General features: G+C 53.2%; 20 protein-coding genes. 8 read left to right on the forward strand and 12 right to left on the reverse strand.

Annotated elements, in window-relative coordinates; genetic code table 11:
• Positions 1 to 21: 21 nt before the first annotated feature.
• Together AC0YOB_RS34850 and AC0YOB_RS34855 are read left to right on the forward strand one after the other, a co-directional pair.
• Positions 22 to 2,100, forward strand: coding sequence for a glycoside hydrolase family 65 (locus AC0YOB_RS34850; protein ID WP_475796695.1), 2,079 nt, complete (start codon positions 22 to 24; stop codon positions 2,098 to 2,100).
• A gap of 730 nt (positions 2,101 to 2,830) precedes the next feature.
• On the forward strand, positions 2,831 to 3,811 hold the full coding sequence (locus AC0YOB_RS34855) for an NADP-dependent oxidoreductase (protein ID WP_475796696.1): 981 nt from the start codon (positions 2,831 to 2,833) through the stop codon (positions 3,809 to 3,811).
• Between the two features lie 535 nt (positions 3,812 to 4,346).
• Here the strand turns inward: AC0YOB_RS34855 and AC0YOB_RS34860 are convergent.
• The 5 genes from AC0YOB_RS34860 to AC0YOB_RS34880 form a co-directional block, all read right to left on the reverse strand.
• Positions 4,347 to 6,539 (reverse strand): alpha-L-rhamnosidase-related protein, encoded by a 2,193-nt coding sequence (locus AC0YOB_RS34860; RefSeq protein WP_475796697.1) that lies wholly within the window; start codon positions 6,537 to 6,539, stop codon positions 4,347 to 4,349.
• A 25-nt stretch (positions 6,540 to 6,564) separates the two neighbouring features.
• The gene (locus AC0YOB_RS34865; protein ID WP_210038861.1) at positions 6,565 to 7,398 is read right to left on the reverse strand and encodes a carbohydrate ABC transporter permease; all 834 of its coding nucleotides are present in this window, start codon (positions 7,396 to 7,398) and stop codon (positions 6,565 to 6,567) included.
• A 15-nt stretch (positions 7,399 to 7,413) separates the two neighbouring features.
• Entirely contained in the window at positions 7,414 to 8,310 is an 897-nt protein-coding gene (locus AC0YOB_RS34870; RefSeq protein ID WP_475796698.1) for a carbohydrate ABC transporter permease, read from the reverse strand.
• A 76-nt stretch (positions 8,311 to 8,386) separates the two neighbouring features.
• Entirely contained in the window at positions 8,387 to 9,694 is a 1,308-nt protein-coding gene (locus tag AC0YOB_RS34875; protein WP_475796699.1) for an ABC transporter substrate-binding protein, read from the reverse strand.
• Between the two features lie 105 nt (positions 9,695 to 9,799).
• On the reverse strand, positions 9,800 to 11,893 hold the full coding sequence (locus tag AC0YOB_RS34880) for an amylo-alpha-1,6-glucosidase (RefSeq protein WP_475796700.1): 2,094 nt from the start codon (positions 11,891 to 11,893) through the stop codon (positions 9,800 to 9,802).
• A 228-nt stretch (positions 11,894 to 12,121) separates the two neighbouring features.
• On the opposite strand from AC0YOB_RS34880, the gene AC0YOB_RS34885 reads away from it, so the two are divergent.
• Positions 12,122 to 13,135: a LacI family DNA-binding transcriptional regulator gene (locus AC0YOB_RS34885; protein ID WP_475796701.1), complete on the forward strand. Its 1,014-nt coding sequence runs from the start codon at positions 12,122 to 12,124 to the stop codon at positions 13,133 to 13,135.
• 237 nt (positions 13,136 to 13,372) lie between these two features.
• Here AC0YOB_RS34885 and AC0YOB_RS34890 read toward each other — a convergent pair whose 3' ends face one another.
• Entirely contained in the window at positions 13,373 to 14,209 is an 837-nt protein-coding gene (locus AC0YOB_RS34890) for an oxidoreductase (RefSeq protein ID WP_475796702.1), read from the reverse strand.
• 386 nt (positions 14,210 to 14,595) lie between these two features.
• Positions 14,596 to 15,471: a helix-turn-helix domain-containing protein gene (locus AC0YOB_RS34895; RefSeq protein WP_475796703.1), complete on the reverse strand. Its 876-nt coding sequence runs from the start codon at positions 15,469 to 15,471 to the stop codon at positions 14,596 to 14,598.
• Positions 15,472 to 15,554: 83 nt separating this feature from the next.
• Here AC0YOB_RS34895 and AC0YOB_RS34900 point away from each other — a divergent pair, with 83 nt between their 5' ends.
• Positions 15,555 to 16,370: a phytanoyl-CoA dioxygenase family protein gene (locus AC0YOB_RS34900; RefSeq protein WP_475796704.1), complete on the forward strand. Its 816-nt coding sequence runs from the start codon at positions 15,555 to 15,557 to the stop codon at positions 16,368 to 16,370.
• Positions 16,371 to 16,542: 172 nt separating this feature from the next.
• On the opposite strand, the gene melA is transcribed toward AC0YOB_RS34900, so the two are convergent.
• The 4 genes from melA to AC0YOB_RS34920 all read right to left on the reverse strand — a co-directional run bounded on the left by melA (position 16,543) and on the right by AC0YOB_RS34920 (position 21,015).
• Positions 16,543 to 18,051: an alpha-galactosidase gene (melA, locus tag AC0YOB_RS34905; protein WP_475796705.1), complete on the reverse strand. Its 1,509-nt coding sequence runs from the start codon at positions 18,049 to 18,051 to the stop codon at positions 16,543 to 16,545.
• 157 nt (positions 18,052 to 18,208) lie between these two features.
• Positions 18,209 to 19,120: an AraC family transcriptional regulator gene (locus AC0YOB_RS34910; protein WP_475796706.1), complete on the reverse strand. Its 912-nt coding sequence runs from the start codon at positions 19,118 to 19,120 to the stop codon at positions 18,209 to 18,211.
• A gap of 168 nt (positions 19,121 to 19,288) precedes the next feature.
• Positions 19,289 to 20,698 carry a SulP family inorganic anion transporter gene (locus AC0YOB_RS34915; RefSeq protein WP_475796707.1) on the reverse strand — a complete coding sequence of 470 codons (1,410 nt, stop codon included), beginning with the start codon at positions 20,696 to 20,698 and terminating at the stop codon, positions 19,289 to 19,291.
• Between the two features lie 110 nt (positions 20,699 to 20,808).
• A complete protein-coding gene (locus AC0YOB_RS34920; RefSeq protein ID WP_210038850.1) occupies positions 20,809 to 21,015 on the reverse strand; it encodes a DUF1657 domain-containing protein in 207 nt (68 codons plus the stop codon).
• Positions 21,016 to 21,203: 188 nt separating this feature from the next.
• Between AC0YOB_RS34920 and AC0YOB_RS34925 the strand changes: the two genes are divergently transcribed.
• From AC0YOB_RS34925 to AC0YOB_RS34940, 4 genes are all read left to right on the forward strand, one after another.
• On the forward strand, positions 21,204 to 22,064 hold the full coding sequence (locus AC0YOB_RS34925) for a DUF421 domain-containing protein (RefSeq protein WP_475796708.1): 861 nt from the start codon (positions 21,204 to 21,206) through the stop codon (positions 22,062 to 22,064).
• Positions 22,065 to 22,145: 81 nt separating this feature from the next.
• Entirely contained in the window at positions 22,146 to 22,628 is a 483-nt protein-coding gene (gene spoVAC / locus AC0YOB_RS34930; protein WP_210038848.1) for a stage V sporulation protein AC, read from the forward strand.
• 1 nt (position 22,629) lies between these two features.
• A complete protein-coding gene (gene spoVAD, locus AC0YOB_RS34935; RefSeq protein WP_475796709.1) occupies positions 22,630 to 23,637 on the forward strand; it encodes a stage V sporulation protein AD in 1,008 nt (335 codons plus the stop codon).
• Positions 23,638 to 23,817: 180 nt separating this feature from the next.
• Entirely contained in the window at positions 23,818 to 24,432 is a 615-nt protein-coding gene (locus tag AC0YOB_RS34940; protein ID WP_475796710.1) for a YitT family protein, read from the forward strand.
• A 237-nt stretch (positions 24,433 to 24,669) separates the two neighbouring features.
• Here AC0YOB_RS34940 and AC0YOB_RS34945 read toward each other — a convergent pair whose 3' ends face one another.
• The gene (locus AC0YOB_RS34945) at positions 24,670 to 25,608 is read right to left on the reverse strand and encodes an aldo/keto reductase family protein (protein ID WP_475796711.1); all 939 of its coding nucleotides are present in this window, start codon (positions 25,606 to 25,608) and stop codon (positions 24,670 to 24,672) included.
• Between the last annotated feature and the right edge of the window lie 169 nt (positions 25,609 to 25,777).

The raw sequence follows: 25,777 nt of genomic DNA on the forward strand, positions 1-25,777 counted from the left end.
CGATAAGGAGATGCGACACAGATGATCAACCGGCAGGCTCTCGTTGGACGCCATCATCCCGTTATACAAGGCTTTGACAAAAACGCTTCGCTCTCGGTCGGCAATGGAAACTATGCCTTCACCGTTGATGCCACCGGCCTTCAGTCGTTTCCGGCGCTTTATGCGGACGGTGGCGTTCCGCTCGGTCATCTCTCCAACTGGGCCTGGCATACCTTGCCCAATCCGGAAGGCTACCGCATGGATCATTATCCGCTTACGTATTACGACACGTTCAATGGACGAAGCGTCGGCTTCCCTTATTCGCCCCGCGGCCAGCGGAGCGCCGAATACAATTGGCTTCAAGCCAACCCGCACCGGCTGCAGCTTGGAGAGATCGGCTTCCGGATCTCACTGCCTTCCGGCGCCGAAGCCGCTAGCGGAGATCTGACCGATATGCGGCAGGAGCTGGATCTTTGGTCCGGGAAAATTACCAGCCGCTTCAGCGCAGCCGGTTGCCGGACGGTCGTGGAGACCTGCTGCCATCCGGATATCGATCTGATCGCCGTACGCATCGGCTCGGAGCTGATTGCAGATGGCGCGCTGCGCATCGCTTTCCGTTTCCCTTACGCAAGCGGAGCCTTCTCCGGCAGCCCGGTGTGGGATGTACCGGACGCGCATCGAACGGAGATTGAAGCGCAGACGCCTTCTTCCATCCGTCTTCGCCGGATGCTTGATGCGGATGTCCATTATATGACGGCGGCCTGGTCCGGCGGATCATTCGTCCGCGATTCAGCGGATCCGCATCAGTTTCTGCTTACGCCGTCCGCGGAGGATCATGGCGGCGAATTCGAGCTTTGCTTCCGCTTCGGGCTTGAAGCCAACGAGGGCCCGCTGCCCGCCTTCGGGGAGACAGAGACTGCCTGCCGCAGCCATTGGGAGTCGTTCTGGAGCAGCGGAGCCGCCGTGGAGCTGGCCGGGAGCGCGGACACGCGGGCGCATGAGCTGGAGCGGCGCATCGTATTATCCCAATATTTGACCGCGATCCAGTCCTCCGGGTCGCTGCCTCCCCAGGAATCCGGCCTTACGCATAACAGCTGGTACGGGAAATTCCATTTGGAGATGCATTGGTGGCATTCTGTTCATTTTGCATTATGGAACCGGACGGAGCTCCTGGAAAATAACATGGGCTGGTACAGTGATATCCTGCCGCAGGCGAAGGCACTGGCCGCTTCGCAGGGCTACAACGGCGCCAGATGGCCCAAATGCATCGCTCCCGATGGAGTTAACGGCCCCTGCTACATTGAACCTTTTCTAATTTGGCAGCAGCCCCATCCGATTTATTATGCCGAGCTTATCTACAAGAGCGGAGGCGGAGACGGGGCGCTTGCGCGCTACCGCGAAATCGTGCTGGAATCCGCCGCTTTCATGGCCTCTTTTGCGGAGTGGGATGAGGAGCACAGCCGCTACGTGCTTGGTCCGCCGGTTGCTCCCGCGCAGGAGATCTACGACCATGCCGTCACCTTCAATCCGACCTTTGAGCTGGGCTATTGGGCATTCGGGCTATCGGTCGCAAATACGTGGAGAGAGCGGCTTGGCCTGCCCAGGGACGAGAATTGGGATCATATTCTGCAGCATCTGTCCAGACTGCCGGTAGTAGATGGGGTATATACAGCGGCGGAGACCGCCCCGAACACCTTCCGGGACAAAACGGGCGTTGTCGACCACCCGACGATGCTGGCCCCCCTCGGTATGCTTCCGGGACTGATGGTTGACCATGAAACGATGAGACTTACGCTTCATGAGGTCTGGAAGAACTGGAACTGGGATCATACATGGGGATGGGATTATCCGATGACTGCCATGACAGCGGCCAGACTTGGAGAAGGCCGATTGGCAGTCGAGGCTCTATTAATGGAACGGGGGAAAAACAGCTATCTTCCCAACGGACATAATTATCAGCGGCCGGATCTGTCCGTCTATCTGCCCGGCAATGGCGGCCTGCTGACCGCTGTCGCCATGATGGCTTCAGGCTGGGAAGACGGACCGGATACGCATGCTCCCGGATTTCCGCAGGACGGGTCGTGGACTGTCCGCTGCGAAGGTTTCGTCAGGATGCTCTAGCCGCGATAGCAGCAGGGGTTGCCGCCAAGGATCCATGGACTGACATGGACAACCATCGACAAACACAAGAGGCGGCGTCGGCTCTCCTCCCCGGTGAGCCGACGCCGCTAATACGGGCACGGACCGCTCGTTCCATGGAACAACCAGCCTTAACCCCGGTTATCCCCCTCGTGTGTATTTTCTTAATTAGTAACGAAAGAACAGCAATAACAATGATATATCAAGGCATATTTCCATAATTAGGGAGAACTCTTTTCAAAAAAAGCTTGAAATTAAGCGAATTGCGAAGCAAGATGCGAGCGAACGCAATGCAGTGGAGGGCAAATTCCGCGAAGGGAAAAAAAATACGGATTGAATCGCATCCGGGCGCGGCTCGGGCAAACGAGCGGGGCGGTCATTCTATATTTCCCTTCTTAAACATCAAATATCAAAATTTGTTGTCTATGCAACGTTTTACTTACTTTGCCGGTTGAAATCCTCATACTGCCGTACTATGATCGTATCAGACAGATGTTGCTTAAACAACTGTGACTAGTTAGAAGGACAATATTGAACTTCAAATATAGACTTTTGATAGTTGGCGCCGGTGTGATTGACAATATACGCACTCAGATTTGCACAGTCGGAACTGGACGCCCCAATGCTGGCCCGAGGAAAGACACAGTTAACATAGTAGAAACAGCGGCAGTTGAAAAATCAACGTATGTTCAATTTAAGAGGAGGCATAATCATGAAAGCTATAGCTTTGACAAGCTTTGGAATCCCCGAAGTGCTAGAGGAACTGGAAGTGCCGATTCCCGCACTCACCGATACACAGGTTCTCGTCGAAATGCGTGCCTCTTCCATCAATCCCGCAGATATTCTATTTCGCAGCGGCGCGATTCTTCAGAGTCCGATGGCCGATAAATTTCCAGCTCAATTGCCGCTTTTTCTTGGTAATGAAGTAGCCGGCATCGTAAAAGAGATTGGCGAAAAAGTGCGTCATTTCAAGCCGGGGGATCGTGTCATGGGTATGGTTCAGAGGGGTTCCTACATGGACTATGTTGCGGTGGAGGAAGATCTTCTTGCTGTTATCCCTGAGAGTCTTTCCTTCGAAGAAGCAGGCGCCGCGCCTACGGTCGCCCTGACAGCTTGGCAAGCGCTTTTTGAGCATGGCCGTCTTCAACCGGGACAACGCATCCTTGTTCAAGCCGGCGCCGGAGGCGTGGGACACGCGGCGGTCCAGTTGGCCAAGCAGCATGGAGCATATGTTATCGCAACCGCGAGGGACTATAATCATGATTTCGTCAAAGGACTCGGTGCGGACGAGGTGTTCGACTACACAAAAGCCGACTTTGCCGCCCAAATAACAGATCCTGTTGATATCGTATTGGATTCCGCTATGGACCAATCCACTTTCGGTACCGGGTTGCCGGGAGAAATCGGAAAGAAGAACTACTCGGTCATCAAGGATGGCGGAACCTATATTTCAGTGGTGGCATTCGCGATCAATCAATATCCGAAGGTCCGCGACATTGACGCACGTTTCTTCCAGGCAAGACCTAACCGTACCGATTTTGAATCCATTGTTCGCCATATGAAAGAGAATAAATTGAGTATCCATATCGATGGGACCTATCCCTTTACTGCTCAAGGCCTGCTTCAGGCGTATCGCAAAAGCGAAGAATTGCCGAAACGGGGAAAAATCGTCATATCGAAAAACATGGGATAAACTTCTTTGCTTAGTGAGATGGGATGTCTCAAAAGTAAGTTTGCGCACTTGACGGATCGCTTGCTTGGTCAAATCATCCTGCAAAAATAAAGCAATGGCGGTGCTGGGTCCTCCCTACACCGCCATTGCCGGTTTCCACCTTCTTGAGCAAATAATGGGGAAGAGAAAGCAAACAGAGGTCCTTAAGACAAAAAAATCCGCGCAACGCGCGGATTTTAATAAATATTTGTTCTTGTCCTCCGACAAATGATGTGCGGCAATCAGACTCGAATCTTCTCGAAGAGAATGCACGCTGACCGGAAGCGCCAAAACATGCTATGCCGGGAAAAACAACCGCCAAGGAATATAGTCAAGGACCACAAGCTCCATTTACTGCCTCATCCATTTCATGCCTTGTTCATTTGCCGCCTTGTTCATTTGCTGCCTTGTTCATTTGCTGCCTTGTTCATTTACTTTCTGATTCAATTACATCCTTGCCCATTCAATTTCCTCTCATTGGGCTTCCCTCCAGGTACGGCCCTGCATAAGCTTTACCCTAAAGCTCCAGCTCAATGAGCGCCTCTGAGCTCTGCACCCTGCGGTTGTTCCACTCGACCGTCACGTTCCAGCAGGCTTCGTTGCGGATGGACACGATGCGGGCAGCTTCTCTTTCTTCCAGGTGGATATCGAATTCCGCCTCGCCGATCACCAGCCGCTCCATTGAACAGCGTTTGCCCTTCCAGGCCGAGGGAAGCTGCGGCTTCACCACAAGCTCCTTGCGGGCGGCAGCCGGGGTGATCCCGAAGAAATGCCTCACGACCGGAACCGCAACCGCATAGATCGTCCACGCCTGAACCACGCAGCCATAGTCCGGCGACATCTCGGAAAGTGAACCCGGCAGCACATAAGAGAAGCTCCTGAACATTCTCTCCAGCAAATCCAGCGCCGCGTCCGGATTGCCGCTGGCCGCCTCCGCCACCGCGTGAACCCCTGTCGAAATTGTCATCGTGCCCTGCTGATAGATGCCGGACAAATAAGTACCGTATTCACCGATAAACGTGTCATTGCGCATATGTTCAAGCGCCAGCTGCGCTTTGGCCGGATCGGCGATCCCGGTCTCCATCGGCGTGACAATAACCCAGTTCTTGTTCAGCAGCCAGCCGCGGTCCTCCGCCTCATCCTCCACATCGTCAAGCAGCCCTGTCAAGTATTCGCGATATCCGGTAATTCCTTGCTCTTGGGCAAGCGCTGTCATATAATCGAGCTTCGGCTCAATCTCCTTTTTGGGCGCAACCGCATCGGCATATAATCCTTCCGATTCCATCCAGAACCGTTCGTTTATGGCGGCCGCGCTTCTCTTCGCCAGGAGGCTATAGCGGTGATGACCCTCTTCATCCTGCAGCCAGCGGCTCATCTCCGTCATGGCCTGCAGCGCTTTGGCCGTATAGACGGCACTGTCGATCAGCTCCATGTTGAGCCCGGCGATCTCAATGATTCCATAGCCGGAGGGGAATAAATCGCCGTCGGGGTCCATTTCACCGAGCAGCCAGTCTATGCCTTTCACGCAATAGTCATAATGCCTGCGCAGCAGCGCCTCATCTCCGGTCCAAAGAAATAATTCCCATACGAACGCGATATAGTGTGCGGTCTCCTGCGTATTTCCCGGATTGGACACGGCGCCCATGGTCGTGGCCTCATGGATGAAGCGCCCATTGCCGTTCACTTCTTCGGACTTGCGCAGCAGCAAATCCAGCGTCTCCTTGGCGAGCCGGTGATCACCGATCGCCAGCACGCCCTGAAGGGAATAAGTATTGTCGCAGCCGAACCACCATGGATAAGTCGGTCCTCCTGCCGTAAGTCCGCGTCCGATGCCGTCCACCTGCTGAATGAGCCATTGATTATTCCATTTGACCCAGGTGAAGACATCGTTGAACACGGCTTCTCCTTCTATCGTAAGCTGAGCCCGCCGGGCTACGTTGTCATAAGCGCTTTTCTTATCGCTTAGCATGCGTTCATGATCAAGCTCCAGGCTGCGGTAGGTCTCCTGGCAGGATTCCGCAGAGGCATAGGAGCCGGCGACAAACAAATGGAACTCGAATTCCCCCTCCGCAGGAATGATGATCTCCGCGCTGAATTTGATGCCGCAGCCATTGCCGGCTGTAAACTCCGGACCGTAAAGATCCGGCCGGCATTCCATCCCGTCCCCCGGCAGGTCCGTACCGATCATCGCATACCAATCGTGGCTGCTGTCCTTCACCAGCACCTCCCGGCTGCCGGGCTGCACCGCTTCATCCTGCACGCTGTCATGGATACCGATTTCATCGGAGAACCACACCGGCCGCAGATCGGTGCGCGCCAGCAGCTCCAGCTTCAGCCGGAGCTCTCCTTGTCTTGTATGATGAAGCTTGTATCCGGCAACCATGCCTTTCGCAAGCTCCGGCGCAAATTGGGTACGTTTGATATTCAGCGGAATATGGCTCAGACCGTGGCCATAGTCAAATGTGCTGCCCCAGGATTCATTCGTGAAGGCATCCGCTCTGGACCACACGGAGATGCCCCTGTCCATGTCCGTCACTTTGAGCCAGAAGCCGTCCAGCAGCTTGATGGGATGGAGCCATACCCCGCCCATCTCATTGGCGACATGATGCCCGAAATCGGGAAAATAGCCATCCTGCGTCCCGCAGATTTTCACATATTCGCCTGCATTATAATAGAGATTGAATGGATGCTTGCTCGTTGTATTGATCATAATGATGCCTCCTTAAGCGGCATTCTCAACCCTTCACGGCAGAAGAGATAGAGATGCCTTCTATGAAATATTTCTGTGCCACGAAGAATACAACGAGCGCCGGCAGCATAATGAGAATGGTCGCGGCCATCAGCATATTCCACTCGATGTTGTACATGCCCTTGAACATGGACAGTCCGAGCGCCAGCGTATATTTATCATTGGAATTCAAATAAATGAGAGGACCCTGAAAATCATTCCACACGCCCATAAAGGTAAAGATCGCTACCGCGATGAGCGGCGGCTTGGAGAGCGGAATCATGATTCTGGTGAAAATCTGCCATCTTTTGGCTCCATCCACGAAAGCGGACTCGTCCAGCTCCCGCGGAATTCCGCGCATAAACTGCCGGATCAGGAAGATGTTGAACGCTCCGCCCCCGAAGAAAGCCGGCAGAATAAGCGGCAGGAACGAATCCGAGAATCCCGCCTCCTTGAACATGAGAAAAGTAGGAATCATCGTCACCTGGCTTGGCAGCATCATGGTCGCAAGCAGAACGAGGAACAGCGTGCGTTTCCCTTTGAAATTAAAGCGGGCAAAGCCATATGCGCTGACTGCCGCCGACAGGACGGTTCCGATCATGACCGGCACGAGGATAATCAGCGTATTGCGGAGAAACAAAAAAAACGGGATGGCCGTTATCGCATCCGCATAATTGGACCACAGCCATTTTTTCGGAAAGAATTGGGTGCCAAATACTTCGGCCGGCGTCTTCAGCGACGTAGACAGTGTCCACAGCATCGGCACCAGCACCACGGCCGAGCCGGCAAGGAGCAGAACCAGAGCAAGAAGCCGCAGCGGATTGAATTTATTGAGCAGCATGATATAATCCCCTTTCTAGTCTCGTTGATCGTCGCCCTGATAGTGGACCCAGAGGGAGGAACTGCGAATGACCAGCATCGTGAAAACCATTATAATCAGGAACAAAATCCAGGAGAGCGCCGACGCGTAGCCCATATCGAATTCCTTGAACGCTTTGTTATACAAATACAGATTATAGAACAGCGTCGAATTGAGCGGACCGCCTTCGGTCATGACGAACGCCTGGGTGAAATATTGAAATCCTCCGATAATCCCCATAATCACATTAAAGAACACCGTAGGCGAGATGAGCGGAAGTGTAATCCCGAAGAACCGGCGGAAGGGACCTGCGCCATCCAGCTCGGCAGCTTCATACAAATCCTCGGGAACGCCCTGCAGGCCGGACAAATAAATAATGACCGTATTGCCAATGCCCCACAGCCCCATTACAATCAATGCGCCCAGCGCATAGCTTGGATCCTGCAGCCAGGCGGGACCCTGTATCCCAAACCAGGCCAATGCCTGATTCAATATTCCATACTCCGGATTAAAAATCATGACCCACATCATGGAGATTGCGACTGCAGGAATGACGGACGGCATGAAGAAGACAAGCCGGAACACCTTCATCCCCCGTGAACGCATATTCAGCAGTACCGCAACCAGAATGGACATGATCTGAAAAAGCGGCACGGAAACCAAGGCGAAAATAAAGGTAACCTTCAAAGATTGGTAGAACAAATCGTCTTGAAATATAGCTTTAAAGTTATCCCAGCCGACGAACTGGATCGATTCCACACCGGTAATGACATCCCACTTACTGAAAGAAAGCACCAGCGAGAAGATCATCGGACCAAGCGTAAAAATCACAAGCCCGAGCAGCCACGGGAGAATAAACAGATATCCTGTGCGTTCAGATTTGGCGTTATTCATAATGACCTCCTTGATAAAAGAAGGTGAAGCGCGAACAACGCTTCACCCTTCGCCTATTTTATTTTGAACCACGAATTTATTTAATTTTGGCATCCACATTTTTGGCTGCTTCATCCAAAGCGGCCTTCATATCCTGGCGGCCCAGCAGCACTTTTTCGAGTGCCTGTGTGAATTCGTCCTTGAACAGCGGACCGTTGCCTGAGCGCATGGTTACCGGTTTCTGGGCGTAATCCATCATCTCAATGACTGCCTTGTCGGCTTGCTCCGCCGATTTGACCGCTTCCAATTCCGTAACCGTCGCCGGCAGCACCAGACCGTCTTTGGAACGGAGCTTCTGGGCATCCGTGCCGGACAGCCATTTCACAAGCTCATAAGCTTCCTGCTTGTGTTTGCTTTTGGAATTGACCGCCCAGCCTGCGGCAGCGATAATGCCGGCGCGTGTTCCGTCTGCACCGGTAGGGATAAGCGCTGATCCATATTCCACATCCGACTTGTCGAGATCGGATTTGACCCAACGGCCGGTAATCATCATGGCCAGCTTGCCGGTCATGAACATCGAGGAGTCGCCGCCCAGCGTTTGTGTATCCTGAGGCGTCGGCGATACGCGGTTCTCGCCTTTGGAGAGCGCTACATATTTCTCCATCGCGGCAACCGTTTTCTCGCCATTCATAAAGCCTTCGGCTTTTGAACCGTCTTCATTGGCAATGTCCGTGCCATTGGACCACAAATACGTATAGATCGGATATTCCCATGTGCCTGCATTAAATCCGAACTGCGTGAATTTGCCATTCTCCTGCTTGGTCAGCTTTTGGGCTGCCTGGGTCATGTCATCCCAGGTCCAGTCCGCACTCGGATATTCGATTTTAGCATCGTCAAACAGCTTTTTGTTGTACCACAAGGCCAGCGGATTGAAATCTTTGGGCAGATAATACAGCTTGCCGTCCAATTTCTCCATGTCGATCAGGCTCTTCTGGAAAATGTTGATATCGAATGCATCATCCTTGGCGATATAATCGTCCAGAGGTTCAATTACCCCTTTGTCCACAAAAGAACGGAAATCCCCTTCTCCGACCAGAAATACGTCAGGCGCGGTGCCGCCGGCAAGCGATGCAGTCAGCTTCGTGCCATAGCCGTCACCGGGTACCGGCTCGAATTTGACTTCAATATTGGGATGCGCCGCATTGAATTCGTCAGCCAGCGTCTGCTCGTTGGCGCCGCTGTTTACATCTCCCCAGAGGGTGAAGGTCAGCTTCACTTTCTCGGCGCTGTTCCCGGAGCCCTCCCCGTTTCCGGCATTGGAGCTGTTTCCGCCCGAAGAGCAGGCAGAAAGCAGCAGGGTTAAAATCAGGACAGAAACCAGACTCAATAATCCTTTTTTCTTCATAATGAATAACATCCCCTTAAAATATAGTATATATAGCTCGGAAAGCTAAAGCCTCTCCATGATTCAAGCGGCTCTCCCTTTCCGGTATTACCTGAAGGTTCCCATTTACAGGATGTTCAACTGATATCCGGTTTCATTCGCCATTACCCGAACCTGTGGAACATCGCTTCCCGCTTCACGCATAATCAGCAGGTGAAGATGGCCATCGCCGATATGAAGGCGTTTGATCTCAAGCACGTTCATGCCCGCCAGGAGTGCGGGCTTCAGCATAATCCGCTTCTCCAGCGCATCCGGCACAATTCCCAGCAAAGCCTGAACAAATGCCAGCGATGTGCCGGCTGCCCATGCCTGGGGCGAACAGGCGACCGGGTAGGGAACGGGCTGCCCCAGCGATTCGCCATACCCGCAGAACAGCTCAGGCAGACGGGCATACTCGAATGATTGCGAGGCCTTGAGCAGCCCTTCCATTACGGTGAGCGCTTCGCTCTGAAAACCATTGCAGCTCATGCCGATTATACTGAGCGAATTGTCATGCGGCCATATGCTGCCATCATGATAGCTCATCGGGTTGTAGCCCGAAGCGTCTGTGCTCATCGTGCGGATGCCGTATCCGCTGAACATATCGCCGGCTACCAGACGACCGGCAACCGCCCGCGCCCGTTCTGGCGAAGCAATGCCGCTCATCAGGATGTGGCCTGCGTTGGAGGTAACGGAATGCACCTGGCGCTTCTCGCCGTCAAGAGCAATGGCGTAGAACTGCTCATCCTCCATCCAGAACTGCTGCTCGAACCTCTCCTTGAGCCGGGCAGCTTCGCTCTCAAGCCGGTCAGCGCGCTCAGCGCTTCCGAAGCTGCGGAACAGCGGGGCAAGTCTTGTTTTCGCCTGGTAGACGTAGCCCTGGACTTCAACCAGAGCAATGGGGGCCTTCGCATATTCACCGTCGGCATGGACGATAGAGTCCGCAGAATCCTTCCAGCCTTGGTTGGCGATGCCCTTGGACGATTTCTGGACATATTCGACGAAGAGATCGCCGTCCTCATCGCCATAGCGGTCGATCCATTCCAGTGCGGCATCCACATTCGGCATCAGCTGCCGGATCAATGCGGCATCTCCCGTCCAATGGAAGTACTCGGCAGCCAGCAGCAGGAATAACGGCGTAGCGTCAATCGTGCCATAGTAAGGCGTAAAAGGCACCTGATTCGTCCCCGCAAGCTCGCCATAGCGGATTTCATGCATAATTTTCCCTGGCTGTTCGTCCCGCCACTCATCCACTTTCGTTCCCTGATAAGAAGCCATCGTCAGCAGCGTTCCTTTGGCGATTTCCGGATTCAGCGGAAGCATCTGCAGCGCTGCAATCAGGCTGTCGCGTCCGAACGGCACCGCGAACAGCGGAAGACCGGCGACGGGAAACGGCCCGTGTCCGAGATCGGTCAGCAGCACCCGCAAATCCTGCAGACTCCTGTCAATGAGATTGTTAAATGCCGGCAGGTCGCTGTGGATGGAGGTGGAGCTGGCGTTCCAGTCCCCGTAGGACGCATTCAGCTTCGCAAGAGCTTCCGGCGCTTCGTGCAGCCTGGGCTCCGCTCCATCGATCACAGGCATGACGACAAAAGAGATTTCAGTCGATTCCGCATGGGACAATCCGATCCGGAAATGAACGGTCCCGTCGGCGTCCACCTCACTCCCGGGACCCTTCCAGCGGATTCGGGTTTCTCTGGTTACGCGGTCCGCGCCCATGTACGAAATCGTGCGCTCTCCCGGACCGGATTGACGGCCGGTAACCGTTCCGAGCTCCCCATACTGAAAACCCCGTATAACGAACATATCTGCAAAATCCGCATCCATCCGAACAGAAAATTCAAAATCGACTGGTTTTGGATAATAACTGGTAATCCGAAACGTTTCGTAGAGAATTCCGGCGTAAATAAAGCGCTCTCTTACGATTTCTACCGATTCGCGCCATAAAATCAGTTCTCCATCCTGCTCCATATGCGGATTCGTCAGCCGGATAACAGCGACGAAATTTTCATCTGCCGATGAGGAAAGAAGGATCGGTTTTTGCCCATTGACAAAAATGTCCAGATGGCTCAAAAAGCGCGTATCCGATGTGTACAGGCCGTTTCCGCTCTCTGGCGAAATATTGCCGAGCTTGTCGGTAATCAGAAATAAATTGTTCTCTTTGATAACACGGTAATCCAATTTAAAACCTCATTTCTCTTGTCGTCATGATGCCATCGCTATTCCGAAACGTTTCGGATTTTTACCAAAAAAATATCTCCTTTTGACGGAGACCTTTCCGAAACGATTCGGATCGACTATACTAAGTATTATAATTTGCCTTGTAAGCATTTACAACTGTTTTTTAAAGTTCATTTCACAATCCGCGATCTACCGCCTTATATATTTTTACCGAAGGAGAATCCTATATTGGTAACCATTAAAGATGTCGCTAGAGCCGCTCAAGTATCCATTACCACTGTTTCGCGCGCGTTAAACGGTTACAGTGACGTAAACGAGGAAACACGCAAGAAAATTGTGGCTGTAGCCGACCGGCTTGGCTACAGCCCCAACATAGCGGCGCGATCGCTTATTTCCAAGAAATCAAAAACGATCGGACTGCTGCTCTCCAATGTGACCAGAGACAGCTCCAAGGACAACATCGCTTTCGAGGTGCTCTGCGGCATGAACGACCGCGCCGGGGAACTGGATTACGATCTGGTGCTGTTCAGCACAACGCCGCAGAAGCAGAAAACCAAATCCTATAAGAAGCTTTGTAATGAAAGAGGCGTCGACGGCGTCATTATCATGGGCATCCGCCTCGACGATCCTTATCTCGAGGAAATCGTATCCTCGGAAATTCCATGCGTTCTCATTGACATTCCGATGCAGGGCCCCAATGTGGGCTACGTAACTTCCGATAATGTGAAGGGCGCCTGCACGGCAATGCTCCATTTGCTGGAGAATGGCCACCGCCATATCGGGATGATTAACGGGCATACACAGGCAGACGTCAGCCGCCACCGGCTGAGAGGATATATCGATGCGCTTGCAAGCTACGGCATCCCGTACAACGAATCTTACGTGATGGACGGTTCCTTTTCCGAGGCTGCCGCCAAAGAAGCGATGTACCGCATGCATTCGCTCTATCCGGAGCTGACGGCGGTATTTTGCGCAAGCGATCTGATGGCCCTAGGGGCGATACAAGCCGTCAAAGGCTTGGGACGGAGCGTGCCGGAGCATATCTCTATCGTCGGATTCGACAACATTGACATAGCGGCATACCATACGCCCGCCATTACAACCGTCAATCAGCATAAATACGAGACAGGCTATCAAGCCGCCCAGCTGCTGGTTGATCTGCTGGAGGGACGCAATGTCAACCGCTATATTGTGCTTAATACGGAGCTCGTAAAACGCGATAGCGTGCGGACTATTCTTTGACGGGTACGTGAAAAATACTGGCTGTTCATGCGGTTAACCACCGGCCTGTTAGACTCCCCGCCCGCCACGTAAACTGTCTTCCTTTGCCCTATATGACAAAGAAGCTGTCTTTGAGTCGGAACAACCTCAAGAAACAGCTACTTTGTCACGTTAATTCCTCAGCCTGATCCCAGACAAAGGGGCGATCTTGCCTCTTTATCAGCAAGTCCGGCAGCCTGAACGGCCGTAAAGCGTTCTTTATTCGTCGAAGCCGATGGATTCGCTAAGATGGCGCCACTTGGCGTCAGCCTGGAGCCGGGCCTGCCCGACGGTTTCCGCAAAGGCGACGGCGTCGCTTCCGAGCAGCAGACGCAGCGGCGGCTCATCGAGCCCGGTGATGCCGATGATGACTTTCGCAGCCTTGACGGGGTCGCCAGGCGCTTGTCCGCCATGTCCGGTGAACATCCGCACCAATGCGCCGACGGTCTGATCGTACGGCTCGCTGACCGGCGGAATGGTCATGGAAGACCCTGCCCAATCGGTGCGCAGCCCGCCTGGCTCGATAATGGAAACTTTGATTCCGAACGGGGCGATTTCCTGTGCCAGAACCTCGGAGAAGCCCTCTACGGCCCATTTTGCACTCTGGTATGCCGCCAAGCCGACCGTCCCGATACGTCCGCCGATGGAAGAAATCTGGATGATATGGCCGAAACCCTGCTCCCGCAAAATCGGCACAGCCGCCTTGGTAACGTAGACGACCCCGTAGAAATTCGTATCAATCTGAGCCCGAAAATCGCTCAGGGTGACGTCTTCGATGGAAGCCACATCGCCGTAGCCCGCATTATTAACGACAACATCCAGCCGGCCAAACAAGGCGGCAGCTTCCTTCACCACAGCCTGTACGGCCTCCGGATCCGTGACGTCGAGCGCAAGCGGGTGGATCTGCCCGCCGTAATGGTCAACCAGATCCGCCAGCTGCTCGGGTTTGCGGGCAGTCGCAATCAGTCTGTCACCTTTTTTCAATACCTCTTCAGCCAATCTGCGGCCCAAACCGCGGGAGCTTCCTGTTACCAGCCATACTTTTTGTTCAGACATGGGTTCATTCTCCTCTTCTTTAGTCCAATATAGTTATTTGCAGATAACCAATAGATATGGTGCATCTTCTTCCTACCTTGGAGCAAACAAACTTTATTATTAAATGAACGTACACTTATAATAATCAAAAAAAATCGACATCACATCCGGAACGCTCCCTATAAATTAGACTCCTCTTTCAGCAGCACCACCTCTCCTAATTGAATAATGAACGTTCACTTAAATAGATATGTGTTCCTATGCAGATCTACCCGGACGAAAACGTTCATATCCCCCGATTCTGATCATCGTCATTTAATCTCATGCCTTCGTTCCATGTCACTATAATAAAAGATCATTCATTTAATGTCAATGGTAAAATAAAATATGCCTGTGCAGGGCAGGTTTTACACCGGTTCGTCCCCCGAACCATCCTGCACAGCAGATCCGTAATCGATCGACTTGCGGTACGCGGTGGGGCTTTTCCCGTACAAGGCGGAGAATTGCTTCGTGAAGTAGAAGGAGTCTGCAAAACCGACATCCTCCGCTACCCGGGCGATGGACAACGCCGTCCGCTCAAGCAGCCGGGCCGCGTAATTCAGCCTCATTTTCAGCAGCGTCTCGATCACCGAATCCCCTGTTTCCTGCTTGAACAGATGGGCGAACCGGGAAGGCGACAGGGCCACCCGCTCGGCAAGGGATGCGATGGTGTGCTGCTCCCTGAACCGCTCGCTCAGGTAATCCAGTGTCTGTCCAATGCGCGAGTCCATCAGCCCGCCCTCGAACTGCCGGGTATAACGGCCAAGGAGCAAAATGACTTCTTCGAGCGCATTATTCGCGAGTCTTTGCTGCAGCACATCCCCATTCACGCTATCTCTCACAACGCGCCGGAAGGCGGTCAGCAATCGTTCCCGGACGGTGGACTGCTCGATATGCAGCACGAACAGCTCCCCTTTCTTATTGGGAAACTGCAGCAGATCGATCCACCCCGGCTCCGGGAGAAAATGGGCCCAGACAAATTTCCACACTTCACCCTCGCGGGTTTCATAATCATGCCGGTCTCCCGGTCTGATCAGCACCACATCACCTGCGGCGCATGGATGGCGGTCGTCATCGAACCCGAAACTTCCCGCTCCCCCGTAAGTAAAGGTCAGCAGCCAATCCCGCGTCCCTTGCGGGCGTCTTATCCGATAGCCGACAGGCTGCTCAAAGTCGCCCGCAAGTATGATACGGGAGTTAAGCGAATAGGAGTCCGCAGCAGGATCAACCAGATTATCAGCCATTCTATATATTCCTCCATCATTATCGTCAACTTATAATAAGGATACATGAATTCAATGAATCCGTAAAATCAGGAGGGTTTTCCATGACGTCAGCGAAGCTTGGAAACGTATTGAATGCCGATCAGAAGAAGCAGTTTGATCAAGAGGGATTTTTGCTGCTACCGGGATTGTTTGCCGGGGAAGCGGCCATGCTGCGCGAGCATTATATGAAGCTGCGGACAGAAGCGCCGCCCCAATTCTACAAGGCGGCAAGCGCAGAGGAAGCAGCCGGCGACATTCTGAAGCAGTATCCGCGGATCATGCATCCCCACCGCTTCGACGAGCTGTCCAAATCGTATATGCTGCATCCGAAATTAATGAATATACTGGCCGATCTGTTCGGGACAGATCCCTTGGCCGCCCAATCGATGCTGTATTTCAAGCCTCCGGGAGCCAAAGGCCAGGCCCTGCACCAGGATAACTTCTACCTGCTTGTTGAACCGGGCACCTGCATTGCGGCCTGGATCGCGCTTGACGATGCGGATCAGGATAACGGCGGCATGCTCGTCGTGCCCAAGTCCAATCAACTGGAAATCCAGTGCCCGCATGAAGCGGATCCCGCTCTTTCGTTTACCCGCCATGAAGTGGATGTACCCGAGGGCTACAGCCCTGTACAGACAAATATGAAAGCCGGCGATGTCCTGTTCTTCAACGGCAGCATTATTCACGGCTCCTACCCGAATGTATCGAAGGACCGGTTCCGCAGAGCGCTCATCTGCCATTATGCCAGTGTTGAAGACACGAAGATCAGCGCAGGCTACAAGCCGTTGTTCCGCTCTGACGGCAGCGAATTCGAGATCGAAAGCAATGAAGGCGGCGGACCCTGCGGCTCCGAGTTTGATGCCGCCGGCGTCCATTAATATGGACAGCGGCCGCTCCAGGCCAGAATGCTGCACGATCAAAACAACCCCTGAACGGTAGTCCGTTCAGGGGTTGTTTGCTCACGTTCGCACCTCGCGCAGCTCCAGAAGCAGGAACCGCCGCTGCGCGGGGATGGTCATGTACCATTACAGGTATCCGTGCGGTATTACTTTAATGTGCCGCTGCGGGACGTTCCTGAGCTTTATCCGCCTCACCGGCATTGCGGTTAGCCGCTTCACGGTTCTCCAACATCTCTTCGACGGTCTTCGTCTTCAGGCGGGCCGCTCCCTTGTAGCCCTCGCGGGTAGGGATAAGATTGCCCGAAGCAAGACGCGCCTTCGCTTCTTCAACAGCCTGCCCGTATTGCGGCAGCCACTGCGCCTGCGCTACGAGCATTTCATCGGCCATCTGCCAAATTTCCTTCGGATTGCATACCGCGCCTACAAGAGGGTCCATCATCATCGCCTGACGGAGCAGCTTGTCGTCGCCATGAACCGCCGCTTCCACAGCGAGACGCTGAACGGAAATGCTTACATTGCATACGGCCGCGCAGCCCAGCGGCAGAGCGCCCACATGCGGGATGTTGATGCCGTTGCGGTCCACATAACCCGGCGCTTCAATAATCGCATCGTCGGGAAGATTGGAGATGACGCCGTTATTCACCACATTAAAGTGACCGCGGTAGACCCGCCCGGTCTCCAGCCCTTCAATAATGTACGAGCCGTGCTCCTCGCTGCGCTTGTCGGCTGCATAGACGAACGGGTCTTCTTTCATCCAGTTCGGGAATTCCGTCTCGAACCAGTTCCGGCCTTCCGTGCAAACACGCAGATAACCGCCGGTCTCCCCGTTGATCCACGAGCCCAGATCAATCCAGTCCATAATTTCATCCGAACGCTTGCGGTACCAGGGCACATACTCGCTGAGATGGCCGTTGGATTCCGTGGAATAATAGCCGAACCGCCGCAGCATATCGATCCTCACCTTCTCCGTCTTGGAGAATTCGGGATGATTCTCGAACGCTTCCAGCAGCTTGCCCGTCATATCCTCGCCGTTATGCTTGACGCTGATATACCAGGTTTGATGATTGATGCCCGCGCAGATGATATCGACATCCTTCTTCTCCAGGCCCAGCGCCCGGGCAATCTGCCGGTGGCCGCCCTGAACGCCGTGGCAGAGGCCGATCGTGCGCACGCCGCCATATTGATTGCAGGCCCAGGTCAGCATCGCCATTGGATTCGCATAGTTCAGCAGCAGCACATTAGGGTCGGCAACCTCGCGGATATCCTTGCAAATATTCAGCATCTCTGCGATTCCGCGCTGGCCGTACATGATTCCCCCGGCGCACAGCGTATCGCCGACGCATTGATCCACCCCGTACCGGAGCGGAATATCCACATCATGCTGAAACGCTTCAAGGCCGCCGATCCGGACAACCGTAAACACATAGCGGGCATCCTTGAGCGCCTCTCTGCGGTCTGGAGTCGCATGAATCTTGATGGACAAGCCATTCTCATCAATATCCCGCTGGCACAGCCTGGTCACCATATCCAGGTTATGCGGATTGATGTCCGTAAAAGCAACCTCCATTTGGTTGAATTCCGGAACTGCCAGCAAATCCCTAAGCAATCCGCGTGTGAAACCGATACTGCCCGCACCGATAAAAGCAACTTTAAAAGTCATGAAAAAAAACCTCCCTCATCGTTTCCGGACCCGCCGGCTGGTCAAAACCGCAAGAAGCCCATCAGCTCTTGCGCTGCTTGCGGTTTGCTTCATAACCTTTTGACCCCATTGTAGCAGGACGCCAAGGAAGGCGTTTTCAATTTTGCAACAGGTTCGGCTAGCGTATGTCAACTATTGCAACCTGATTATGGAATCCATGCACCGTCTCCCGGGATTTCCGGTAGGCTGCCGGGGATAGTCCCGTATGCTTCTTAAACATGGCGCTGAAATACTGCCTGCTGTTTAGCCCTATATAATCGGCGATTTCGATAATCGGAACATCCGTCCTTGCGAGCAGCATCTTCGCTTTCTCAATCCTCAGCTCTGACAAATATTCCGTCATGGTCATGCTCATGCTCGCCTTGAAAATCCGCTGCAGGTAGACCGGATGCAGATTAACCGCGGCAGCAATGTCCCTGGTTTGAATATCGCCGTCGTAATGCTGATGGATATAATCAGCCGCCTTGCGGACATAACGGTCGATCTGGCGGACGGAATTACCCTTCCGATCCTCTGCGGCAAGCCGCGCAACCCGAATCAGCAGCTGCGAAATGAGCAAATTGGCCATCATTGTATGTTCCCCGCTGCCGGTATCCAGCTCTGTAACGAGATTTTTGAGCGTATGGTAGACATCGCTTGGATCGCGGAGAACAAGATATGGCTCCCCGCGGTCCAGCAGCTGCCGCAGTGCAGGGCTCCCGGCTGCAAGCTGGCCCAGTGACGGATAGCTGCCCCCGCACTCGGCAAAAACAAATTCCACATTAAGCATCCGGCAGGGATTCCCGTCCACGCTCAGCCGATGCTCCACGCCGCTGTCCAGCATAATCAGGTCGCCTTTGCGCATTGCAATCGTCTGATCTCTGGCCACAACCGTGCAGGTGCCGCTGATGACATACATAATCTCAATGGTTTGATGCGCGTGAAAGCCCATATGGAAATCAATCCACTGTTTATAGTAGTAAGCAAGAATTTGCGGCCGATATTCCTCCAGCGCCCATTTGGGATTGAATAAGCTGTACAGATTCTCCATTAATGCCCTCCTCACGATTAAGAAGCAACGGCTTGGCCGTCCTTTGGCGGCATCGTTAGTTTCTTCCCTCAGATCTTATAGACATGGATGCATGTGAAATTAATACATTCTATAAGATCAAAAAGGCGGCCCGCCCAAGGCGTCGAACCTTGGGAAGCACCGCCAGTATTATAAAGCTTTCTTCTCATCGGTACGCACGGTTACCCGCTTGCCGGCATTCGTAAGCCGGTCAACCACCTTCTGCAGCGACATCCGCGCCGTATGATCCCAGATCTTGGCCGCGCTCAGGTCAATATGCACTTCCTCGGCCGCACAGCCATGCTCGATCCGATTGTCCAGCTCGGCTGCGGAAGCAAAGAACAGCTGTCCTTCCACCCGGTAAGTGCGCTTGCTGCCCTCCCATTCGCTGTGCACATGCACGCGGGAGGCCCGGACCGCAAACCAGATAAAGCTGATCAGAACCCCCACCAGCACCCCGACCGCCAAGTCATGAGTCGCCACAACGGAGGCCACCGTTGCCAGCATGACAACCGTTTCACTTGCCGGTACGGCGCGCGGCTTGAATACCGACCGCCAATCGAAGATTGCCGCGCAAACCATCAGCATGATTCCAACCAGCGCAGCCATGGGAACAAGCGCGAGCAAGTCGCCTGCGATGACCACCAACAGAAAGAGAAACAGAGCGGCAACCAGCGTCGACAGCCGGTTGCGCCCGCCCATCTTCACATTGAGCACGGATTCGGCTACCAGCGCGCAGCCTGCCATTCCCCCGAAGAAGCCGGCGACAAAATTGGCAATGCCCTGACCGCGCATTTCCTTGTTCTTGTCTGTCCGCTCCTCCGTCATCTCGTCAAGCAAATTATGCGTCAACAGCGTTTCCGTGAACCCGACGACAGCAAGGGACAGGGAATAGGGGAGGATGATCATCAAGGTCTCCCAGTTGAACGGTATATCCGGGATCAGGAAGGAAGGCAGAGAGGCATCGATGACGGCAATATCGCCGATACGCGAAACATCGCCCATCCCGAATGCCCATACGGCCAAAGTCAGCACGGCTACGGCAATGAGCGGCGATGGAATGGCTTTGAAAAAACGCGGAAGCACATAAATGATAGCAAGCGTTGCAGCCACGAGCGCATACATCGTCCACGCTGCGCCCTGGAAATACCGCAGCTGCGACATAAAAATCAGAATCGCCAGAGCGTTGACGAAGCCCGTCAGCACTCCGTGAGGAACAAAATTCATCAGCTTGCCAAGCTTGAAGGCCCCCATCAAATATTGAATGATGCCGGTAAGAATCGTAGCGGCGAACAAATAGGCAATACCATGCTCCTTCACGAGCGTCAGCATCAGCACGGCCATGGAGCCGGCGGCCGCCGAGATCATCCCGGGCCTTCCGCCAAGGAAGGTGGTAACGAGCAGTATACAGATGGAGGCGTAAATACCGACCGTAGGCGGCACTCCAGCCATCAGGGAAAAGGCCAGTGAATCCGGGACAAGCGCAAGCGTGGCGGTCATTCCCGCGAGCACATTTACTTTAACATGGGTTGTCCATTGCTTATGCCATACAGCATTCAAAATCATTCACCTCTAGTAGGAATCGTTAGGCTAGCCGAAGTAGAGTAAGACTACTCGGCTAGCATAACGTGAACCCCTCATCAGGTCAATGAAAAATGTGCCCGTTTTGCCTAGAACCCTTTATATTGAGGCTCTTCATTCTCCAGTTGCTGCACGCGGCTTTCCAGCTGCTGAAGGACCTGCTGCGTCGTTTCTGCGGCATTGGTGTAGATGGTTTTGGCGTCCTGGTTTTCTGTGCTCAGCGCGAATTGCTCAAGACTGGCTTGAGCGCTTTTTAGCGAAGCGACACAGGTTTTTACATCCGATGATACGGTCATCTTTTTCACCTCCATACGGCTAGTCATTTTTTACCCTGAGTATTCTACCCCATATGGATAGGTTTATTCCCACCGGAATCAAGCTTTTAATTAATGATATTAAGGAATTAAGGAGGAGGACATGGGGGACTATTTAACAAAGAAACATTTGCCATGGAAGACGACAGATCTTATAAAGGAGCGGGAATATGCCGGAATGGTTGCTGGTCGCGTTAAGGACCTTATTAGCGGTTGTTGTGCTTTTTGTGATGACGAAATTGCTCGGGAAGAGACAGGTTTCCCAGCTCTCCTTATTCGAATATATAACGGGAATTACCATCGGCAGCTTGGCCGCCTATATATCGCTGGATGTCGATACCAAATGGTTTCTCGGAATCGTCTCGCTGTGCGTCTGGGTCGGCGTATCGCTTGGCATCGAATTTTTGCAGCTCAAGAGCAAGGCTGTCAGGGATTTTATCGATACGAAGGGAACCATTCTTATTAAGGATGGCAAAGTTCTGGAGAAGAACCTGATGAAGGAAAGGCTCACCACGGACGAATTGATGGAGCAGCTGCGCAGAAAAAATGTGTTCCTGGCATCTGACGTTGAATTCGCCATCATGGAGCCGAGCGGCGATATCAATGTGCTGCTCACCCGGGATAACCAGCCGCTTACAGCCAAGCACATCGGCGTGAAGGTCAACCCCGAGCAGGAGCCGCAGGCTGTCATTATGGACGGCAAAATCATGGATGAGCCGCTCGCCACGATCGGGCTCAACCGGCAATGGTTGAATACGGAGCTTGAGGCGATTGGCGTTACGCCTGAAAATGTGTTCCTCGGTCAGGTAGACGCCGATAAGCAGCTTTACGTCGACCTGTTCGACGATGCGCTTGTCGTTCCGAAGCCGAGCAAGAAAGCTGCCCTTTTTGCGCTGCTCAAAAAATGCGAAGCGGATATCGAAATGTTCAGTCTCTCCACACAGGATCCACAGGCGAAAAATATGTTCGAGGACTGCTCCTATGCTCTCCAGAACACGATTGCCGAGCTCAAGCCTTTCTTGACCCGTTGACATCCTATCGCCTGACCCGCATTGGATGCTCTCTATATAAGATGGGAGCCAAGGCTTAACAATAAAGGAGGACATCACCCGATGGTTAAAGAGAAATTGAAAGATGCCACGCCCGTTCAGCGGGATTACCAGGAGCTTGCCTCGCAGCTGGAGCCCAAGCGGCCTGCGGTCCTTAACAGCCTGCGCGCTTTTCTGGTAGGAGGAGCCATCTGCATCCTTGGACAGTTCATACAGGACATGTTCGTCCGATGGACCGATTTCGACAAGGAGGAGGCCGCCAATCCCACGGTTGCTATTCTGATTCTGATTTCAGTGATTCTCACCAGCTTCGGCGTGTACGATAAAATCGCCCAATGGGCCGGGGCGGGTTCAGCCGTGCCGGTTACCGGCTTCGCCAATTCCATGGCGTCAGCCGCAATCGAGCACCGCAGCGAAGGACTGGTGCTGGGGGTTGGCGGGAATATGTTTAAAGTCGCGGGAGCTGTCATCGTCTTCGGCACCGTGGCAGCTTTTGTGGTGGGCGTGCTGACATGGATAATCGAAGGCTCGGGAGGGGGATCCTGATATGTTGAAAGGACATCAAAGCTGGGTATTTGAGAATCGGCCGGTCATCCGGGGAGCCGCTACGGTAGTCGGTCCCTTCGAGGGGCAGGGTCCGCTTGCCAATGACTTTGATATCATCCACGGCGACCTGATGCTGAAGGAAAAGAGCTGGGAGAAGGCCGAGAAGGTACTGATTGAGGAAGCCTCCAAGCTTGCCATTGAGAATGCGGGACTCTCGAAGGAAGATATTCAGTTCTATATCGGCGGAGATTTGATGAATCAAATCATCAGCAGCAGCTTTGCCGCACGTACGATGGAAATTCCGTATCTTGGCGTGTTCGGCGCCTGTTCAACGTCTATGGAGAGTCTCGCGCTCGCCGCTACGCTTGTCAATGGTGGCTCGGCCCATCATGTCCTGGCTGCGACCGGAAGCCATAATGCCAGCGTAGAGAAGCAGTTCCGCTATCCGACGGAATACGGCTCGCAGAAGCCGCCTACCGCCCAATTTACGGTTACGGGCTCAGGCGCTGCCGTTGTCTCCAGATATGGCACCGGACCCGTGGTCACGTCGGCAACGATCGGGCGGGTCATTGATATGGGTATTACTGATCCATTCAATATGGGCGCGGCAATGGCGCCAGCCGCTGTAGATACGATTGAAGCTCACTTCCGGGACTTGCAAATCGAGCCGGATTACTATGACCTTATTGTTACCGGGGATTTGGCCAAGGTTGGCCATAATATCGCCACCAAATTATTCGAGAAGCATAACTTCCCCATCCATCAGACCGTCTTCGGTGACTGCGGCATGATGATTTACAATTATGAAACCCAGTCTGTTCAGGCCGGTGCGAGCGGATGCGGCTGCTCAGCTACTGTAACGTATGGACACTTGCTCAAACGGATACGCGAGGGGGACCTGAAACGGCTGCTTGTCGTTGCGACAGGCGCCTTGTTATCGCCGCTGTCTTTTCAACAGGGAGAGAGCATTCCAAGCATCGCCCATGCGGTCTCTATTGAAGCCCAGTAAGAGGAAATCGAAGGCTCCGTCCTTCTGACGGTGACAGCAGGTTTCTTCCTACAAAATATGAGAATAGGTTAGGACTAGGTACTAACCTTTCTCTATATTTAAAATATATAATAAATTTAAGCAAGCTATCCCGGGATAGAGCATATATATTAGACATGCCTATCCCCGGGAGTTGATAAAGTGCCGTCCTTCGCACAATGCTTGGCCATTATTGTTGGAAGTCTGCTGATCGCAACCGGAATCGATTTCTACCTGGTCCCCTACCACATTATGGACGGCGGCTTTATCGGGGTCGGACTCATCTTCCACTATCTTTTCGGGTTCAAGATAGGGAATGTCATCATACTATGCAGCATCCCCGTATTTCTGGTCTCCTGGTATAATGAGCGTGAATTTCCGCTCGGCAGCCTGCTTGGCATGCTGATGTCTTCCTTTCTGACAGACCTGTTCGAGCCCTACCACTATCAAATTCCCCTGCCGCCGATCAGCAGCGCTATTATTGGAGGCGGATTCGTAGGATCGGGGCTTGGCATCATGCTGCGCCATAAGGTCAGCACAGGGGGCACGGATCTGTTGGCGCATCTGGTAGCCAAGGATACCTCCATCAATGTCGGCCTGTTGATCTTCGCGGTGGATATTGTCGTGATTGGACTTGGAGGCATGCTCATTACCGCGACCTCCTTCATCCTATCGGCACTGACGATAACCGCAGGCGCTATTGCCACGATTCTCATCACCAGCACCAGCGGGAGAATGCTGTTTTTGCCGTCGTTGATCAAACGCAAGCGAAGATGAGCCGCTTTAAAAGACCCGAGCCTGTAAACATCTCTATAAATCTGAAGCTAAGAAGAAACGGCGGCTCCGTCCTTTAGCGGCATCGTTTGTTTCTTCCATCAACCTTATAGAAATTTATAGGCGTGAAAACTTATAAATTTTATAAGATTTAAAAAACCGCTGAATGCAAAGCCCGGATCGTAAATCCCGGCTTCTGCTTTCAGCGGTTCATGCTGCCCTGCTGCTATAACAGCATTCTTATTTCAGGATCAGTTCGATCCGCTCAATAACATCCTCAGTCAGCACAATTCCAACTGCCTGCACATTCTCCACCACTTGATCAGGATTGCTTGCTCCGACAAGTGCGCTTGCCACGTTAGGCTGACGCAAAATCCAGGCCAAAGCCAGCTGGCCGACTTTGATATCCAGCTCTGAGGCAATTTCCGAGAGGGCGCGCACTTTGGCAAGCTTCTCTTCAGTAATTCCTTTGCGGACCCAATCCAGCTTGGCTGCGCGGCTGTCTGCGGGCACATCCTCAAGCGAGGTATATTTGCCTGTCAGCAGTCCCTGCGCAAGCGGCGAGAACACGATTTGTCCGATGCCATTGCGTTCGCCGAACGGAATGACCTCTTTCTCGATGTAGCGCTCGAACATATTGTAGATCGGCTGATTCACGACGATGCGGTCCAGCAGGTAACGGTCTGCCGTTCCCAATCCTTCAGCCATCTGCGTTGCCGTCCACTCGCTGACGCCGACGTATTGAACCTTGCCCTGGCGGATCAGGTCGTCGATTGCGCGAAGCGTTTCGTAGAGAGGCGTTTCGGGATCATGGCGGTGGCAGTAGAAAATATCTACATATTCCACGCCCAGACGCTTCAGACTGGCGTTGCACTGCTCAATCACATGCTTGCGGGAAAGACCGCGGTCATTCGGTCCGTCTCCCATCGGCCAGAATGCCTTGGTTGCCAGCACATAGGATTCACGCGGGAACGACTTGATCGTTTCGCCCAGCAAAGTCTCGGCCGCTCCCCGTTCATATACATTAGCCGTATCAAATGAATTGATACCCAGCTCATAAGCCTTCTGAACGGCTTTCACCGCATTCTCACGCTCTACATAACCGCCATATGTCAGCCAGCTGCCGAGGCTGATCTCGCTTACCTTTAATCCGCTGCCACCAAGTTTACGATAATTCATGTAAGGAAAATCCTCCTCTTATTTGGCAAAGCCGAAGCTTTGTCCATTTTTATTCGATTCTACCTGCGCTTGGTACCTCTTCTATTGTACGCATGCTTCTATCATTTTAAAAGTAGTGAAATATTAATCATTTTATTATATTATCTATATATACTATACTAATAGTTAC

It is taken from the genome of Paenibacillus sp. JT31N17 (assembly GCF_056269255.1).

What these genes read in the sequence shown, in the direction of transcription:
- AC0YOB_RS34850 (WP_475796695.1), top strand. Translation starts at nt 22, where the DNA reads ATGATCAACCGGCAGGCTCTCGTTGGACGCCATCATCCCGTTATACAA.
- AC0YOB_RS34855 (WP_475796696.1), top strand. Translation starts at nt 2,831, where the DNA reads ATGAAAGCTATAGCTTTGACAAGCTTTGGAATCCCCGAAGTGCTAGAG.
- AC0YOB_RS34860 (WP_475796697.1), bottom strand. Translation starts at nt 6,539, where the DNA reads ATGATCAATACAACGAGCAAGCATCCATTCAATCTCTATTATAATGCA.
- AC0YOB_RS34865 (WP_210038861.1), bottom strand. Translation starts at nt 7,398, where the DNA reads ATGCTGCTCAATAAATTCAATCCGCTGCGGCTTCTTGCTCTGGTTCTG.
- AC0YOB_RS34870 (WP_475796698.1), bottom strand. Translation starts at nt 8,310, where the DNA reads ATGAATAACGCCAAATCTGAACGCACAGGATATCTGTTTATTCTCCCG.
- AC0YOB_RS34875 (WP_475796699.1), bottom strand. Translation starts at nt 9,694, where the DNA reads ATGAAGAAAAAAGGATTATTGAGTCTGGTTTCTGTCCTGATTTTAACC.
- AC0YOB_RS34890 (WP_475796702.1), bottom strand. Translation starts at nt 14,209, where the DNA reads ATGTCTGAACAAAAAGTATGGCTGGTAACAGGAAGCTCCCGCGGTTTG.
- AC0YOB_RS34895 (WP_475796703.1), bottom strand. Translation starts at nt 15,471, where the DNA reads ATGGCTGATAATCTGGTTGATCCTGCTGCGGACTCCTATTCGCTTAAC.
- AC0YOB_RS34900 (WP_475796704.1), top strand. Translation starts at nt 15,555, where the DNA reads ATGACGTCAGCGAAGCTTGGAAACGTATTGAATGCCGATCAGAAGAAG.
- melA (WP_475796705.1), bottom strand. Translation starts at nt 18,051, where the DNA reads ATGACTTTTAAAGTTGCTTTTATCGGTGCGGGCAGTATCGGTTTCACA.
- AC0YOB_RS34910 (WP_475796706.1), bottom strand. Translation starts at nt 19,120, where the DNA reads ATGGAGAATCTGTACAGCTTATTCAATCCCAAATGGGCGCTGGAGGAA.
- AC0YOB_RS34920 (WP_210038850.1), bottom strand. Translation starts at nt 21,015, where the DNA reads ATGACCGTATCATCGGATGTAAAAACCTGTGTCGCTTCGCTAAAAAGC.
- AC0YOB_RS34925 (WP_475796708.1), top strand. Translation starts at nt 21,204, where the DNA reads ATGCCGGAATGGTTGCTGGTCGCGTTAAGGACCTTATTAGCGGTTGTT.
- spoVAC (WP_210038848.1), top strand. Translation starts at nt 22,146, where the DNA reads ATGGTTAAAGAGAAATTGAAAGATGCCACGCCCGTTCAGCGGGATTAC.
- spoVAD (WP_475796709.1), top strand. Translation starts at nt 22,630, where the DNA reads ATGTTGAAAGGACATCAAAGCTGGGTATTTGAGAATCGGCCGGTCATC.
- AC0YOB_RS34945 (WP_475796711.1), bottom strand. Translation starts at nt 25,608, where the DNA reads ATGAATTATCGTAAACTTGGTGGCAGCGGATTAAAGGTAAGCGAGATC.